Origin of the sequence: Dyadobacter fanqingshengii (genome assembly GCF_023822005.2) — a bacterium.
In the GTDB taxonomy this organism is placed as follows: Bacteria; Bacteroidota; Bacteroidia; order Cytophagales; family Spirosomataceae; genus Dyadobacter; species Dyadobacter fanqingshengii.
Map to the genome: position 1 here is coordinate 3650804 of NZ_CP098806.1, position 16198 is coordinate 3667001.

Here is a 16198-nt window from a genome sequence, read left to right on the forward strand (position 1 = left end):
CTTTATATACCAAAATAAAACGCTACCTTTGCGGCAGTTTTCAAAAACTTACTACTATACTTTCAATAAGTCAATTATACTATGGTATCTGTTAGACCGGATGAAGTTTCGGCCATCCTGCGCGAACAACTTGCAGGAGCTAAATCAGAAGCAGAACTCGAAGAAGTAGGAACAGTCCTTCAGGTTGGCGACGGTGTTGCCCGCATTTATGGCCTTTCCCAGGTGCAGGCAGGTGAGCTGCTTGTTTTCGAGAACGGCCTTAAAGCCCTCGCGCTTAACCTCGAGGAAGACAATGTAGGAGCCGTGTTGCTGGGTGATTTTAGCGACATCAAGGAAGGAGCCACCGTGAAGCGTACGAAAGAGATCGCTTCTGTAAAGGTTGGAGACGGAATTATAGGCCGCGTTGTAAATACACTCGCTGAACCAATCGACGGAAATGGTCCGTTGACAGGTGACCTTTACGAAATGCCACTTGAGCGTAAAGCTCCCGGGGTTATTTTCCGTCAGCCTGTTACTGAACCCCTTCAGACTGGTATCAAGGCAATCGACGCAATGATCCCCATCGGCCGTGGCCAGCGGGAATTAATCATCGGTGACCGCCAGACAGGTAAGACGGCAGTTGCTATTGATACAATTATTAATCAAAAAGAATATTACGACAAAGGCGAACCCGTATTCTGTATCTACGTAGCCTGCGGACAAAAAGCATCAACCATCAAAGGGATTGAAGCTACACTTCGCCGTTACGGAGCCATGGATTACACGGTAATCGTTGCTGCCGGAGCATCGGATCCCTCACCAATGCAATTTTACGCGCCGTTTACAGGTGCAGCGATTGGTGAATTCTTCCGTGATACAGGCCGTCCTGCTTTGGTTATCTATGATGACCTTTCCAAGCAAGCGGTTTCTTATCGTGAAGTTTCTCTGCTTCTTCGCCGCCCTCCGGGACGTGAAGCTTATCCGGGAGACGTATTTTATCTGCATAGCCGCCTTTTGGAGCGTGCAGCAAAAATCATCGCAGATGATACAATCGCAAGAAACATGAACGACCTTCCTCCTTCATTGAAGGGAATCGTTAAAGGTGGTGGTTCGCTAACCGCTCTTCCAATTATCGAAACACAAGCGGGAGACGTTTCAGCATATATTCCTACAAACGTAATTTCTATTACCGACGGACAGATTTTCCTTGAGTCTAACTTGTTTAACTCTGGTATCCGTCCTGCCATTAACGTGGGTATTTCGGTATCGCGTGTGGGTGGTAATGCACAGATCAAGTCGATGAAGAAGGTTTCAGGAACATTGAAACTGGATCAGGCGCAGTTCCGTGAATTGGAAGCGTTTGCAAAATTCGGTTCGGATCTTGATGCGGCTACCAAGCTTGCCATTGACAGGGGTCGCCGTAACCAGGAAGTTTTGAAACAACCTCAATATTCGCCGGTTCCGGTTGAACAGCAGGTAGCAACAGTTTATGCTTCTACCAAAGGTCTGCTTGACCTGGTTGACGTAAACCGCGTGAAGGAGTTTGAAAAAGATTTCCTTACTGTTTTGACTACTCAACACAAAGACACTTTACTGGCATTGCGCGCTGGTAAACTGGACAACAGCGTAACCGATGTAGTTGACAAAGTTGCGCGTGAAATTGCTGTAAAATATCGTTAATCAAGTATGGCGAGCTTAAAAGAAGTCCGTAACCGGATCGTATCCGTAAATTCCACGCAGCAGATCACTAAGGCCATGAAAATGGTTGCAGCTGCAAAGTTGCGCAGGGCTCAGGATAATATCATGCAAATGAGACCTTATGCTCAGAAGCTTGGTGATATGCTTACAACAGTATCTTCCAGCTCAGAAAGCGCGGTCGATAGTCCTTTGAAAACGGTTCGTCCGGTTGAAAAGGTGCTTATCGTGGTCGTTACTTCCGACCGTGGATTGTGTGGTGCTTTCAATACGAATATCGTGAAGGCAACATTGCTGTTGATTGAGACAAAATATGCTGCCCAAGCTGCGAGAGGAAATGTGGAGATTTTCGCTATTGGTAAAAAAGGCGCTGAATCGCTTGCGAAAAGGGGTTTTGTGGTGAATAAAACTTACATGGACCTTTTTACCAGATTGAATTTCGTTGCTGTTAAACAGGCTGCGGAAGAAATCATGAAAGCGTTTTCAGACGGTCGCTATGATGCAGTTGATTTGGTTTATAATGAATTTAAAAACGTTGCAACCCAGATCATTCATACAGACCGCTATTTGCCGATCGTAGCAGAGGATAAAACGACAAGAACAAAAACGGCTGAGGTTAACTACATTTTCGAACCGACTGAGGAGGAAATTCTTGCTGAATTGATTCCAAAATCATTGAAAATCCAGCTTTACCGTGCTGTCCTGGAATCCAATGCTTCTGAACAAGGTGCTCGGATGACAGCGATGGATAAGGCCACTGAGAATGCTCAGGAGCTTTTGAAAGAACTGAAATTGGTTTATAACCGTACGCGTCAGGCTGCGATTACAACTGAAATCCTTGAAATTGTCGGCGGAGCAGAAGCTTTGAAGAACTAAGAGAATTCCTTAATATTATTTGAAAGAGCGGGCGGATATTCATTTATCTGCCCGTTTTTGTTTCAAATCTTGCCATATTTACAATATCAGGACTTGCCAGGAGTTCAGATTAAAACAAACGAACATTTCATGCTGAAATCCATCTTTTCAAAATCACTTATTGCCATCCTTCTCCTTGGAAGCATTCATATTTCTGTTGCTCAAAATGTGGATGAAATCATTGACAAACATATCAAGGCAATGGGAGGCGCAGATAAGCTATCCAAATTACAAAGTCTGAAAATCACTGCTGATATGGAAGTCATGAATATGAAAGTGCCCATCAGCACGATCATTGTGCAGGACAAAGGTTTTCGCAGTGAAACCACGGTGCAGGGAATGACTGTTGTGCAGGCGATCAGCGGCAACACAGGTTGGACGATCAACCCCATGGCCGGGCAAACCACCGCGACCGCCCTACCCGAAGAATCAGTGAAAGCTATGGCGACTGAAACGGACTTAACCGGTTTATATAATTACAAACAAAAAGGCTACGTGCTCACACTGGACGGTGAAGAAGAATTGGCCGGCGCTAAGGTCTATAAGATTTCAATGGCTTTGAAAAATGGCACCAAACGCATTAACTACATTTCGAAAGACACGTACTACATTTTGAAAATGATCGTTCAGACGACGATCAATGGGCAGGAAGTAAAATCTGAAAATACGCAATCCGATTTCCGCCAGGTCGACGGCGTGACCTATCCTTACACATCGGAAGTTTCCACATCCGCCATGCCTGGAACCACAATGGTCTTGAAAATCAGTTCATTGGAAGTTAATCCTAAAATAGACCCCAAGATTTTTGAAATGCCAAAGTGATATTTCGCACAGCAACAACAGTCAAAAAATCCCGGACAGAAATTGTCCGGGATTTTTTTGTCCCTCTTTGAAACTAATTCTGAAAAATACGTGTATATACATTAAATGTAAAAACATTAAATTTTTATAGAGATGGCTACTACAACATGGGTTATCGACCCAACACATTCAGAGGTTCAATTCAAAGTGAAACATTTGGTAATCTCAACTGTTACAGGTTCTTTCAAATCTTTCGAAGGCTCGGTAGAAACTGAAACTGAGGATTTCGATGGTGCAACTGTTCAGTTCACAGCAGACGTTACCAGCATAGATACAAATCAGGCGCAACGCGACGAGCATTTGAAATCAGGTGATTTCTTCGATGCAGCAAAGCACCCTAAGCTTACTATCAAAGGAACATTGGTAAAAAAAGGCGATGAAAGCTATACTTTGAAAGGTGATCTTACCGTGAAAGACGTAACAAAAGCAGTCGAATTTGCTGTTGAATACGGCGGTAACATGACAGACTTTTACGGAAACAACAAATCAGGATTTGAAATATCCGGCAAGATCAATCGCAAAGAATTCGGCCTGGAATGGAGCGCAGTTACGGAAGCAGGTGGTGTGGTTGTAGGAGACGACGTGAAATTGATCGCGAATATCCAGGTTGTAAAACAATAGGAAATAATAGTAAACCCGTTTTATTGAAGCGTGGGCGTTGAATCGTCCCGCTTTTTTTGTGCCTGATCAGTTTTTTAATAATTGACAGCATATCAGGGCAAAATCGCTTTGTATCGTCATTAAGTTATTACTTTTGACCAAAAAAGATTTTTACCTTGATAATTGAAACACGTGCGTATGCCCGGGCCGGGCTGCTAGGCAATCCTTCTGATGGTTTTTTTGGGAAAACGATATCCATTTCTGTCAGAAATTTTGGCGCTTCCATTTCACTATACGAATCTCCCGAACTCCACATTGAGTCGGAACCGCAGGATGAGAGCACATTCCGCAGCATTTTTCATTTGCGGGACACAGTTAGCATGCTTGGTTATAACGGCGGGATTCCGTTGATTAAAGCCGGTATTAAGAAATTCGGTGACTATTGTGAAGACAATGGCATCCGCCTTCCTAACCGCAATTTCACCGTTCGTTACCGCTCTTCCATTCCGCGTCAGGTTGGTATGTCGGGTTCAAGCGCCATTGTGGTTGCGTTGTTCAGGGCGCTGATGCAATTTTATAAAGTTGAAATCCCCATTGAAATCCTTCCGCAACTCGTTATGGTGACCGAAACCGAAGAACTTGGCATTACGGCCGGTTTGCAGGATCGTGTTATCCAGTGTTACGAAGGTTGTGTGTACATGGATTTCGACAAAAAACTGATTGATAGTCAGGGTTACGGACATTATGAGCGCATTAACCCGGCGCTCTTGCCCAAATTATATGTTGCTTACAACACCAACCTCAGCAAGGTTTCGGGTAAGGTCCATAGCGATGTCAGAACGCGTTTTGACCGGGGCGAAACCGATGTGATCGACGTTTTGGGCCAGATTGCTAAGAAAGCGGCCGATGGTCGGGAAGCTTTGATGGAAGGTCGCGCCCACGATTTGCACCAGTTGATGAATGAGAATTTCGACCTGCGTTGCAAAATTTACAATGTGCCTGAGTCTAACAAACGGCTGATCAATGCTGCCAGGGCATGCGGTGCATCCGCCAAATTCGCAGGATCAGGCGGAACGATCATTGGCATTTATCACGACGATGATATGCTGAACCAACTTTTTGTAGAGCTGAAAAAACACAATGCACGCGTAATTAGGCCATTTGTAGTTTGACAGCAACCAGCGGTTGACTATGAAAAGAACCGACTGGTGATATCAAAAAGACCTAAAAGAATATTTCAACACTAACTTATAAACCGAAAGCCGAAAGCTGACGGGCGAAAGCCAACTTATGATTCGTAAAGCTGTAATTCCTGCTGCCGGACTTGGCACGCGGTTTCTTCCCGCAACCAAATCGATGCCCAAAGAAATGCTTCCTATTATCGACATTCCAACGATCCAGTATGTGGTTCAGGAAGCGGTCGATTCGGGGATTGAGGACATTTTGATCATATCAGGAAAAGGAAAACGCGCCATTGAAGACCATTTCGACCGCAATGTGGAACTGGAAACCCGCCTGGAAGAAAAGGAAGATTTAATGTGGTTCAATGAAATGCGCCGTCTGGCGGATATGGCCAATGTGCATTTTGTCCGGCAGAAAGAAGCAAACGGCTTGGGCGATGCCATTTATTATGCCCGTCATCATGTTGGTAATGAGCCATTTGCAGTGCTTCTGGGAGACACCATTATGGACTCTGTAATTCCGGTTACGCAACAGTTAATGGACACTTACGAGCAATATGGCGGTTCGGTAATCGCAGTGGAAGAAGTGCCTGCCAACAAAGTAAACCGCTACGGAATTGTAGGAGGAACGTCATTGAGTGATACGATATTGGAACTAAGCACGCTCATTGAAAAACCCGCCATTGACCTCGCACCTTCCAATCTGGCCATTGCAGGACGTTACATTTTAACGCCTGAAATTTTCAACACAATCGAACAAACGCCCAAAGGCAAAAACAACGAAATCCAGCTCACCGATTCCTTGTTACTGCTCCTTAAACGCGAAAACATCTACGCTCACCACATCGAAGGCAAGCGTCACGACATTGGAGATAAGCTGGATTATTTGAAAACAACGGTCGAGTTTGCATTAAAAAGAAAAGAGTTTGCAGAGCCGTTCAGGAAGTTTTTGATTGATATTTTGAATAAGTAGGGAGTTACTTGATTTGTCAGCCTGAGCGGAGTCGAAGGCGCGTTACCAAGGAGTAGCGCGCCTTCGACTCCGCTCAGGCTGACAATGCAAGTAACTCCCTACTCACTCACTCCTCATAATCAATCCGAATCACCCGCCTCCCTCTTCCATCCATCGCACCGATTGAAATGTCGGTAATGTTCCTACTCTTCGTCCTGATCTCCTTTTCCGCACGCTTCGCGTCCCTTTCCTTTCTTCCGTTCAAAATATAGGTAACGCTGTCTTTGGGGTAACCGAAAACGTCAAATCCGTGCTCGGTGACTATGCTTCGTTTAATAAGCGTGTATTTCCCTGTCTCCGGGACCGCTGATGTTGGGTTGGCTTGAATGCTTTGAGGCGCGACAAAATCGTATGTCTCCGATTTATTTCCTCTGATCTGTTCGTACGTAGGAAAAGAATTTTTCTTTTTTGTCTGCGCGAAAACGAGCTGAGTTGTGCTTGTCAGCATGATAATGATGATCGAATAAGGACACTTCATAGGATTTTAGTCTTAATTTGAGTCAGCATTCCATAAATATACCTAAACCAATGCATAGCAGGATCCTGGGGCTTTTTTTGTTCAAATTAATGGCATTGGCTTTCGTTAGCCATGCCCAAAACCTGTACGTGTCGCCAGGCGGAAATGATGCAAATGCGGGCACATTGCAGTCTCCGCTGAAAACGCCATCCGCAGCTGTTGCCCAGATAAAGCAGCTGCCGCAAAGCAAGATTACGATTTTTCTGCGGAGCGGCGTGTATTATCTTGATACACCATTAAAAATAGATCCGGCTTCGCTAAATGGGAAGTCGCTTACTATCGAAGCATTTAAAAATGAGCCTGTTACATTAAGTGCAGGGAGAAAAATAATGCTGAAATGGGAGAAACATGACAAAAACATCCTGAAAGCAAAAGTGTCCGGCAACGGCTTTGAAATGCTTTTTATCAACGGAAAGCAATTGCCAATTGCACGTTATCCCAACTTCGATTCGACTGCCCGGGTTTTCAACGGGACAGCAGAAGATGCACTTTCACCCGCGAGAATTGCCAACTCCCGAAACATTGCAGGCGGTTATGTGCATGCTTTACATAAGTCTGAGTGGGGAAGTTTCCATTATCGGATCAAAGGAACTAAGAACGGCGAAGCTGAGCTGGAAGGCGGCTGGCAGAATAATCGGCCATCTACATTGCATTCGCAGCATCGGTTTGTGGAAAATGTTTTTAGCGAGCTGGATGCGCCGGGCGAATGGTTTTTGGATAAAAAAACACAAACGCTTTATCTGTATCCTCCTCAAAAACTTGACATTAGCAAAGCTAACATTGAAGTTTCCCATCTCAAACACATCATTGAACTGATAGGAACGAAGCAAGAGCCTGTTAAAAACATAACCATTAGCAGCATCCGTTTTGAACACACGGAACGCACATTCATGGAACATTATGAGCCACTGTTACGAAGCGACTGGATGATCTATCGTGGCGGGGCCGTGCTCATGGAAAATACTGAAAACTGCCTCATTAAGGATTCCGAATTCACAAATCTGGGCGGCAACGCGGTCATGATCAGCGGCTATAATGTCGGTTCTGGTGTCACTGGTTCGCATATTTACAACATTGGTTCGAGCGCGATATGCTTTATAGGCGATTCCTCGGCCGTTCGCTCGGCTGCTTTTGGTTATGAAAATTTCATTCCGCTTGCCAAAATTGACCGCACGCCAGGCCCGAAGAATAACAAGTATCCGCTCAAATGCTTTGCCGAAGGCAATTTGATCCATAACATTGGAAAAATAGAAAAGCAATGCACCGGCGTGCAGATTGAGATGGCCTCTGAAATTCATGTGAGCCACAACACCATTTATCAGGTGCCGCGTGCCGGGATCAACATTGGCGACGGAGCTTGGGGCGGGCATCTCATCGAAAATAATGACGTCTTCGAAACCGTACTCGAAACCGGCGATCATGGCGCATTTAACTCCTGGGGACGCGACCGCTTCTGGCACCCCGACCGTAAAACCATGGATAGCATTGCCGCAACGCACCCGGAGCTCATCTTTCTGGACGCCCAAAAAACAGTGATCATCCGCAACAACCGCTTCCGCTGCGACCATGGCTGGGATGTGGATCTGGACGACGGCAGCAGCAATTATCATATATATAACAATGTGTTTATGAGCGGTGGGCTGAAATTCCGCGAAGGATTTCAGCGGATTGCCGAGAACAACGTCATTCTGAATAATAGCTTTCATCCGCACGTTTGGTTTAAAAACAGCGGCGATGTTTTCAGGAAAAACATTCTGATGCGTCCATATTTCCCGATCCTGATCAAGGATTGGGGCAAGGAAGTAGACTACAATCTTTTCCCTAATAAAAATGACCTTAAAAACGCCCAATCAAATAAAACCGACTCGCACAGCACATTTGGCGACGCAGCTTTTGTCGATCCGGAAAACGGCAATTATCAGGTCAAATCTGCAAGTCCGGCATTGGCTTTGGGATTCAAAAATTTCCCTACGGACCGTTTTGGCGTAACAAAAGAAACATTCAAAAAAATAGCGAAGAAAGTCTCCTACCCTGTTTTGCTGAATGCTGCTTTGGAAAAAGACATGCAGGAAATGACCTGGCTGGGCGTTAAAATCAGAAATGTGCGAGGCCTTGGAGACCGGTCTGCATTTGGTTTGCCAGATGAAAAAGGCGTCGTTGTTGTGGATGTTCCTGCCAACAGCATTTTAGTAAAAAGCGGATTGCAGAATAACGATGTGGTTATCAGCGCTAATAAAGAAAAAACAGACAATGTTGTTCGCCTCGAAGCGATCCGTCAGCAAGTTAACTGGACGGGCCAAATGGATGTGGAAGTGCTGCGTAATCAGCAGACATTAACATTGAAATTGAACCTAAAATAAGAATCAAAAACCCCCTTAGGAATCAAAAATAGTAATTTTCACCTGTGAAATGGTGGCACGCTGCTTTTTGAGAATAGTAAATTCAAAATGTTTTGTTTTAAACTTCTCACCGACCGCGGGAATTCTGCCCAATTTGTAAATCAAATAACCGGCCAAAGTTTCGTAATCACTTTCCTTCGAAATATCGTGCGGAAGTTTATCATTGATATCTGTGATCGACGCTGAACCCAATACTGTATATGTATTGTCGCTTTCATTCTTCACAATGGGGATCTCATTATCGTACTCATCCTGAATTTCACCCACTAATTCTTCCAAAATGTCTTCCATCGTAACAATGCCGTCGACCCCGCCATATTCATCGATAATCACGGCCATCTGCTGTCTGTTTTGCTGGAAATCCCTAAGCAATGCACCGATCGGTTTGGACTCGTGAACCGTGGAAACAGGCCTGATCAGCTCCGTAAGCACAATTTCTTTGCCCTGACGCATTTTCAAAAGCAGGTCTTTTAAATGCAGTACACCCACGATCTGATCCAATGTATCTTCATAAACCGGAATTCTGGAATAGCCTTCTTCAATGATCTTTTCCAGTTTTGCCTCATCAAAATCGTTGATATCAACCCCGACAATCTGGGGCCTGGGAATCATGATTTGTTTAGCGATCCGTTCCGAAAAGTTGAATGCATTTTTGATCAGGTCATAATCTGCGGCCTCGATCATTCCGCTATCTTTCTGCTGCTGAACCAGATAGCGCAGCTCATCGCTGCTATGAACCTCACTCCCGTGCGAAGGCGTGATGCCAACGCCTTTGAGAATAAAGTTGGCAATGCCATTTAACATCCAGACGACCGGCCTGAAAACCAGATAGAAAGCATGCAATGGATAAGATAAAAATAAAGTAGTCGCTTCGGGACGTTGGATGGCGATGGATTTAGGCGCCAGCTCGCCAAAAACAATGTGCAGAACCGTTATAATGGCAAAAGCAGCCGGCAATGCGATCTGATGAGCGAGTTCTGGCTCCAGTGTAATCCCCACCAGTTCCATCCCGCCGATGAGTATTTTCGAAACAACCGGTTCTCCTATCCAACCCAAACCAAGGCTTGCAAGCGTTATCCCAAATTGCGTAGCAGCGAGATATCCATCCAGATTAGCGACAATCTTTTTCGATAAAATGGCCATTGCATTGCCCTCCTGCGCTTTTTGCTCCAATTGAGAAGCGCGGATTTTCACGATGGCAAACTCTGCTGCCACGAAAAAACCATTCAACAAGACAAGTACTAATGTGATTAAAACCTGGATAGCCATTAAAAATGTGTTTTGGAACAAAAAGGGTAATGAACTGCATGTTATAAAAAAAATTATTCCAAATAATAAGGCTGAACAATATAAGCGTACAGCTCGATTTGTTTTAATATTGTATTGAATGCTTTTTTGACAGTATAACAACTATTAAAATGCCTCTTTAATTTTCTTTCATTCCCGACCAACACCTAGATTATAACTAAATCCTGAATAAGGAACTGCCTCAATGATTTCCAGAAAACATTTACAAAAACCATTAATTCTTCTTGCTGCGACCACTGTAGTGGTGGTTTCTTGTATGAAAATGTCGCCTCAGAGCTCGAAAACTGGCGCTACATCTAAAACCAACAGCACCGCAGTTGTCATTAAAGAGGATGCCGCTACGGGTAAGGCGCATGCCAAAGAGATCCGTGACAAAGCGGTTGTGAAACTGGCCGACGGCCTCAAACTTGATCTCTGGGCGTCTGATTCCCTGGCACCGGACCCGGTTGCTATTTCGGTGGATGATATGGGAAGGGTTTATTTAAATCGGACAAACCGTCAGAAAAACTCCGAATTCGACATTCGCGGACATCAGAACTGGATGACGGCCTCCATTGGTTTGCAAACCGTTGAAGAACGCCGCGCCTTTCTTCGCAGCACTTTTGCGCCCGAAAAAAGCAAGGAAAACAGCTGGTTGAAAGACCTTAATGGGGACGGAAGCCATGACTGGAAGGACCTGGCCGTTGAAAAAGACGAGGTCTGGCGCATTGAAGACACGGATAATGACGGCATTGCGGACGTTTCCATGCGCATTCTGGATGACTTTTTTGAAGAAGTTTCAGACGTAGCGGGTGGCGTGCTCATTCGCGCGCACGACGCATTTGTAGCCATTGCACCTGACTTGTGGCGTTTAACGGATACCAATAATGATGGGGTTTTAGACCAAAAAACATCTATCAGCCATGGATATGGCGTTCACATCGGTTTTGGCGGGCACGGCATGTCCAACCCGATCGAAGGACCGGATGGCAAGATCTACTGGAACATTGGTGACATTGGTGCCAACATTACCACAGCGGAAGGCGTAAAACATGAACATCCAAATTCAGGCATTATCGCCCGTTCCAATCCGGATGGAAGTGATTTTGAGGTTTTTGCGCATGGTTTGAGAAATACGCACGAATTTGTTTTTGACGAATACGGTAACCTGATCAGCTCAGATAACGATGGCGACCATCCGGGAGAAAGCGAAAGACTTGTGCACGTTGTGGAGGGTTCGGATGCTGGTTGGAGATCCAACTGGCAATATGGTAAATACACCGATCCTAAGAACAACAGTTACAAAGTTTGGATGGATGAAAAGCTTTACAAACCCCGATGGGAAGGTCAGGCGGCATACATTATCCCACCAATTCAGAATTTCCACAATGGACCAACCGGAATGCAATATAATCCCGGAACCGCATTGGGATCGGCTTGGAAAAACAAATTTTTCCTGGTTGAATTCGTTGGTAACCCCGCTCGTTCGCCAATCTGGGCTTTTGGATTAAAACCAAAGGGTGCTTCATTCGTTTTGGATGGCGAGAAAAATATCCTGAACGGAATCCTGCCAACAGGCATCCGCTTTGGGCCGGACGGCGCATTGTACGTGGCTGACTGGATCAATGGTTGGGATACAAAAAATTATGGCAGAGTTTGGAAACTGGATGTTTCGGATGACAAAAATGACCTGAAAGACCTGCGGGCCGTTACCAAACGCCTGATGCAGCTGGATTATTCGAAGCAAACAGACGAAATGCTTTTGTCGTTACTGGGAAATCAGGATATGCGGATCCGTCAGAAAGCGCAATTCGAATTGGCGACACGCGGTGCAAAAGGCGCAACGGTTTTGAGCAAAGCCATTGCGCAAACGGGCAATCAGCTCGAAAGAATTCATGGCATTTGGGGAATGGGACAGCTGGCTCGCCAGGACAAATCCTATGCGAATGTTTTAATGACACTACTCAAAGATTCGGATGAGGAGATTTCTGTGCAGGCTGCGAAGGTGCTTGGCGATGCAAAAATTGCCGAAGCAGGCCCGATGCTGATCCCTATGCTTTCATCAAAAAATCCCAGAATGCAGTTCTTTGGCGCGCAAGCGCTTGGTCGCATTGCTGATAAACAGGCAGTTGCGCCGCTTATCGGCATGATTAAGGCAAATAATGATGAAGATGTTTATCTAAGACACGCAGCCGTGCTTGCATTGTCGCGCATTGGCGAGGTGGAGTCCATCTTAGCATTATCTTCCAGCCCTGAAAAGTCGCTCAGAATTGCAGCAGTGCTTGTTTTAAGAAGATTGCGAAATGAAAAAGTGAGCCTGTTCTTGCAAGATAAAGATGAATATATTGTAACAGAAGCCGCGCGTGCCATTAATGATGACTTGTCTATCCCGGCTTCTCTGCCTGCATTAGCTGCGCTTTTGAAGGACAAAAAATTCACTTCCGAACCATTGTTAAGAAGGGCCATCAATGCTTCGTTACGCGTAGGCACCAACGAACAATTGGATAACCTGATCGCTTTTGCTCAGAGGAAAGATGTCGAGAAAAACGTGCGTACGGAAGCTTTGGCCGCATTGGGAACGTGGGCAAGTCCATCTGTAATGGATCGCGTGGACGGACGTTACAGAGGCGTTGTTACGCGCGATGCTGCGCTTGTCAAGTCCAAAGTTCAACCTGTTATCGCCGATTTGCTTGATGATGAAGATTCCGAGACATTAATCGCGGCGGCTCAGATGGTTACAAACCTGGGCATGTCCGAAAACAATGCTGCTTTGGCCAAGATACTGAGCACGCATAAAAATGCGAAAGTGCGCACCGCAATGCTTGTGGCGCTGAACACTTTGAAATATGCGGATATGGAAACGGCAATGAAGCTGGGTATGACCGATGCTGACGCGGACGTCCGTACAGCAGCACTGGGAATGGCAGGAAGCGTAAATATGTCGAAAGAAGCATTGACAGACATATCTAAAAGTATTTTTGAAAAAGGCAGTGTGCGGGAACAACAGCAAATGCTGCGTGTGCTCGGAACGATCCCGGTTGCTAAAACGGAAGGGATTTTTGAAGACCTGATTGGTAAATTGACTGACAAGAAATTGCCGCAGAGCCTTGCACTGGATCTTTCGGAAGCAGTGGATTCTACCAAATCCAGCACGCTGATCGCCAAATTGGCTCCGCTTAGAACAACCGGAATGACCGTTGCTGATTATCAGGACGCACTTGTTGGTGGAAATGCACAATTAGGCCGCAGATATTTTATGACCAATTCAGCAGCTGAATGTGTGCGTTGCCATTCCATTGGCGGGCAGGGCGGAGAAGTTGGGCCTAACCTGTCCAACATTGGCAATGTGCTTTCAAGAGAACAAATATTGCAGGCGCTGATCGAGCCGAGTGCGCGTCTTTCGCCAGGATTCGGAATGGTAATGCTTACATTGAAAGACGGCACATCCGCTGCGGGAATCCTTTCCCAGGAAAGCGATCATGAATTGGTGTTGAAAACCTCAGAAGCCGAACCATTAAAAATCGCAACGGCCAGGATCGCCAAACGCGAAAACGTCCCTTCCAGCATGCCTCCAATGGGCACTGTCATGTCCAAAAGAGAGATCAGGGATGTAGTTGAGTTTCTGTCAGGGCTGAAAAGCGGGAAATGATCTTCAAAGGTCCGGGTCGCCAGCGATTCGGACCTTTGAAGATTTATATACTTATCTTTGTAAAAAAGTTAATGTGATGACAACTTACCTGACAGAGAGAATTGCAGTAAATCCTGATATATGTAATGGGCGGCCAGTAATTCGCGGCATGAGAATTACTGTCCAGACTATTTTGGAATTTTTGTTCGCTGGCACAAGTCGGGAAGAGTTACTACATCAATATCCCGGCCTGGAAAATGAGGATATAGACGCCTGTTATCAATTTGCAATTGAAATGATGAACCGTAATTACTTCATCAAAGAGATAAAACATGTCGCCTAAGTATTTAATCGACGTAAACTTGCCCTACTATTTTTCTCTCTGGAATAACAAAAATTACGTACATCAGCTTGACATTGAACGAACCGCTGTTGATTCGGACATCTGGGCGAATGCGAAAGAAAAGCAGATGACCATTATTTCCAAAGATGCTGATTTTTCAAATCGCATCCTCGTATCCTCTCCTCCTCCAAGAATCATACATTTTCGAACGGGAAACATGTCGATGAAAAATTTTCATATCCTGGTTTCCGAGATCTGGGAAGACGTTCTGAAACTAAGTGACGAATACAAATTAGTCGTCATATTTAACGATAAAATTGAGGCCTTTAATTAACTAATCGGCTGGGCTTAGGCTGCTAAGCCACAATTTCAATTCATCAACGCTGAACATTAATGGAATTAGATAAGAAGGAGGCGGAGGCTGTTAATAAGGCTATTCAATATTGGCGGGACAGCAGCAAAATTTCCGGAGAATTGGCTGAGGAACTGAGGAATAGTTATCAATTGCGAAATGCTAATGTGGATGCGATTACCATTTACGCATTGATTTCCGCGATTTCTTGTGGCTTACTTGCATTCGGAGCATTGGTTCTCGATGAAAAATGGCTGGAACAACTGCGTAATAAATGGGGTTTTTCTGAAACCATTTTCGGGATAGGATTTACGGCGTTGGCTGCATTATTTATTTTCCTCGCAAAACGAAGGCAAGCTAAATATCCAGCATCAAAAGCCAGCAACGAAACCTACAACATCACCATTATCTTGACCATTGGTATTGCGATCACTTACTGGACGCGCAGCTTCACCAATTTTGAAGGAAATTATGCTATTCCACTGCTCATAGCAACGATTGTTTACGGCGGTGCAGCAGTTTTCCTTCGCTCCACATTGCTTTGGACGGTGATGATCATTTCTCTGGCAGGTTGGTGGGGTGCTCAAACTCACTTCTGGTCGGGTGGCAGTTACCGGTTTCTGGGTATGAACTATCCGCTCCGAATGACCATTTTCGGATTGGCCATATGGTTGTTTTCTATTGCTTTGCAAAGGCTTAAACTATTGCCGTTTTTTCAAGAAACCACTTATTCCATCGGTCTTTTCCTATTTCTGCTGGCCGCATGGACGCTTTCGATATTTGGGAATTATGATGATCTGAGTGGCTGGACGTCGATTAAGCAGAGTTATTTTTGGTATTGGGCATTGGGATTTTCTATCATGCTGGCATTACTGCTGGTTTATGCATTCCAGAATAAACTGGATACATTACGCGATTTGGGACTGGTGTTTTTTCTTGTCAACATTTATACAAGATATTTTGAGTATTTCTGGGACAGGACTAACAAAGGAATCTTCTTTGCCATTCTCGCGCTGTCATTCTGGTTTGTCGGAAAAAAGGCGGAGCAGCTGCGAAACAAGAATAGTATTTCAAAAGCCGACTCATGAGCAACATCAGGCCCATCAGGCAGAACGAAATTGACCTGATCCATTTCCTGCTTTTACAATTGAACCTCAATCCAAGCGACTATCCCGTTAGCGATGAAGTGGACGAATACGAGGGCGGAAAAATGGGCAGCATCAGTCTCGGAGGCAATGTGGACGCGTACGACGGCGACCTGATCCAGGCAGAATACGTAGATAGTGACGGAACGCCGGTTGTCATCACGCTCACCAGGGATAATCAAAACCATCTGCTTGACCTCGACTTTTGGAAAGTGGATTTCTCAAAACTAATCGATTATCCCCGACCGGATCAGCTCATATTTACCAAAACAGCAGATTGAAAA

14 protein-coding genes are annotated in these 16198 nt (G+C 45.1%); 12 read left to right on the top strand and 2 right to left on the bottom strand.

Translation table 11 applies throughout. The features are described 5' to 3' along the window. The first annotated feature begins 81 nt into the window (after positions 1–81). From atpA to galU, 6 genes are all read left to right on the top strand, one after another. The gene (gene atpA / locus NFI81_RS15165; protein ID WP_234611613.1) at positions 82–1659 is read left to right on the top strand and encodes a F0F1 ATP synthase subunit alpha; all 1578 of its coding nucleotides are present in this window, start codon (positions 82–84) and stop codon (positions 1657–1659) included. 6 nt (positions 1660–1665) lie between these two features. After that, a complete protein-coding gene (gene atpG, locus NFI81_RS15170; protein WP_234611612.1) occupies positions 1666–2550 on the top strand; it encodes an ATP synthase F1 subunit gamma in 885 nt (294 codons plus the stop codon). 129 nt (positions 2551–2679) lie between these two features. Beyond that, a complete protein-coding gene (locus NFI81_RS15175; RefSeq protein ID WP_234611611.1) occupies positions 2680–3411 on the top strand; it encodes an outer membrane lipoprotein-sorting protein in 732 nt (243 codons plus the stop codon). Positions 3412–3543: 132 nt separating this feature from the next. Continuing rightward, positions 3544–4071, top strand: coding sequence for a YceI family protein (locus NFI81_RS15180; protein WP_234611610.1), 528 nt, complete (start codon positions 3544–3546; stop codon positions 4069–4071). Between the two features lie 155 nt (positions 4072–4226). Beyond that, positions 4227–5222 (top strand): mevalonate kinase family protein, encoded by a 996-nt coding sequence (locus NFI81_RS15185; RefSeq protein ID WP_234611609.1) that lies wholly within the window; start codon positions 4227–4229, stop codon positions 5220–5222. A gap of 118 nt (positions 5223–5340) precedes the next feature. Further along, a complete protein-coding gene (gene galU / locus NFI81_RS15190; RefSeq protein WP_234611608.1) occupies positions 5341–6204 on the top strand; it encodes a UTP--glucose-1-phosphate uridylyltransferase GalU in 864 nt (287 codons plus the stop codon). A gap of 106 nt (positions 6205–6310) precedes the next feature. Here galU and NFI81_RS15195 read toward each other — a convergent pair whose 3' ends face one another. After that, complete coding sequence (locus tag NFI81_RS15195) at positions 6311–6721, bottom strand: hypothetical protein (RefSeq protein WP_234611595.1); 411 nt, start codon at positions 6719–6721, stop codon at positions 6311–6313. Between the two features lie 50 nt (positions 6722–6771). On the opposite strand from NFI81_RS15195, the gene NFI81_RS15200 reads away from it, so the two are divergent. After that, the gene (locus NFI81_RS15200) at positions 6772–9120 is read left to right on the top strand and encodes a PDZ domain-containing protein (protein WP_234611594.1); all 2349 of its coding nucleotides are present in this window, start codon (positions 6772–6774) and stop codon (positions 9118–9120) included. Between the two features lie 15 nt (positions 9121–9135). On the opposite strand, the gene NFI81_RS15205 is transcribed toward NFI81_RS15200, so the two are convergent. Continuing rightward, on the bottom strand, positions 9136–10428 hold the full coding sequence (locus tag NFI81_RS15205) for a hemolysin family protein (RefSeq protein ID WP_234611593.1): 1293 nt from the start codon (positions 10426–10428) through the stop codon (positions 9136–9138). A gap of 223 nt (positions 10429–10651) precedes the next feature. Here NFI81_RS15205 and NFI81_RS15210 point away from each other — a divergent pair, with 223 nt between their 5' ends. The 5 genes from NFI81_RS15210 (at position 10652) to NFI81_RS15230 (ending at position 16195) form a co-directional block, all read left to right on the top strand. After that, positions 10652–14095 carry a DUF7133 domain-containing protein gene (locus tag NFI81_RS15210; RefSeq protein ID WP_234611592.1) on the top strand — a complete coding sequence of 1148 codons (3444 nt, stop codon included), beginning with the start codon at positions 10652–10654 and terminating at the stop codon, positions 14093–14095. 76 nt (positions 14096–14171) lie between these two features. Further along, positions 14172–14417, top strand: coding sequence for a DUF433 domain-containing protein (locus NFI81_RS15215; RefSeq protein WP_234611591.1), 246 nt, complete (start codon positions 14172–14174; stop codon positions 14415–14417). Continuing rightward, the gene (locus NFI81_RS15220) at positions 14407–14751 is read left to right on the top strand and encodes a DUF5615 family PIN-like protein (protein ID WP_234611590.1); all 345 of its coding nucleotides are present in this window, start codon (positions 14407–14409) and stop codon (positions 14749–14751) included. Before NFI81_RS15215 ends, NFI81_RS15220 begins: the two co-directional genes overlap by 11 nt. A 59-nt stretch (positions 14752–14810) precedes the next feature. Further along, entirely contained in the window at positions 14811–15857 is a 1047-nt protein-coding gene (locus NFI81_RS15225; RefSeq protein WP_234611589.1) for a hypothetical protein, read from the top strand. Further along, the gene (locus NFI81_RS15230) at positions 15854–16195 is read left to right on the top strand and encodes a DUF6984 family protein (RefSeq protein WP_234611588.1); all 342 of its coding nucleotides are present in this window, start codon (positions 15854–15856) and stop codon (positions 16193–16195) included. The genes NFI81_RS15225 and NFI81_RS15230 overlap by 4 nt, the downstream gene beginning before the upstream one ends. The last annotated feature ends 3 nt before the right edge of the window (positions 16196–16198 follow it).

Bases quoted from the DNA above. Each gene is read 5' to 3' on its own strand.
- atpA (WP_234611613.1), top strand. From the start codon at position 82: ATGGTATCTGTTAGACCGGATGAAGTTTCGGCCATCCTGCGCGAACAA.
- atpG (WP_234611612.1), top strand. From the start codon at position 1,666: ATGGCGAGCTTAAAAGAAGTCCGTAACCGGATCGTATCCGTAAATTCC.
- NFI81_RS15175 (WP_234611611.1), top strand. From the start codon at position 2,680: ATGCTGAAATCCATCTTTTCAAAATCACTTATTGCCATCCTTCTCCTT.
- NFI81_RS15180 (WP_234611610.1), top strand. From the start codon at position 3,544: ATGGCTACTACAACATGGGTTATCGACCCAACACATTCAGAGGTTCAA.
- galU (WP_234611608.1), top strand. From the start codon at position 5,341: ATGATTCGTAAAGCTGTAATTCCTGCTGCCGGACTTGGCACGCGGTTT.
- NFI81_RS15195 (WP_234611595.1), bottom strand. From the start codon at position 6,721: ATGAAGTGTCCTTATTCGATCATCATTATCATGCTGACAAGCACAACT.
- NFI81_RS15200 (WP_234611594.1), top strand. From the start codon at position 6,772: ATGCATAGCAGGATCCTGGGGCTTTTTTTGTTCAAATTAATGGCATTG.
- NFI81_RS15205 (WP_234611593.1), bottom strand. From the start codon at position 10,428: ATGGCTATCCAGGTTTTAATCACATTAGTACTTGTCTTGTTGAATGGT.
- NFI81_RS15210 (WP_234611592.1), top strand. From the start codon at position 10,652: ATGATTTCCAGAAAACATTTACAAAAACCATTAATTCTTCTTGCTGCG.
- NFI81_RS15215 (WP_234611591.1), top strand. From the start codon at position 14,172: ATGACAACTTACCTGACAGAGAGAATTGCAGTAAATCCTGATATATGT.
- NFI81_RS15220 (WP_234611590.1), top strand. From the start codon at position 14,407: ATGTCGCCTAAGTATTTAATCGACGTAAACTTGCCCTACTATTTTTCT.
- NFI81_RS15225 (WP_234611589.1), top strand. From the start codon at position 14,811: ATGGAATTAGATAAGAAGGAGGCGGAGGCTGTTAATAAGGCTATTCAA.
- NFI81_RS15230 (WP_234611588.1), top strand. From the start codon at position 15,854: ATGAGCAACATCAGGCCCATCAGGCAGAACGAAATTGACCTGATCCAT.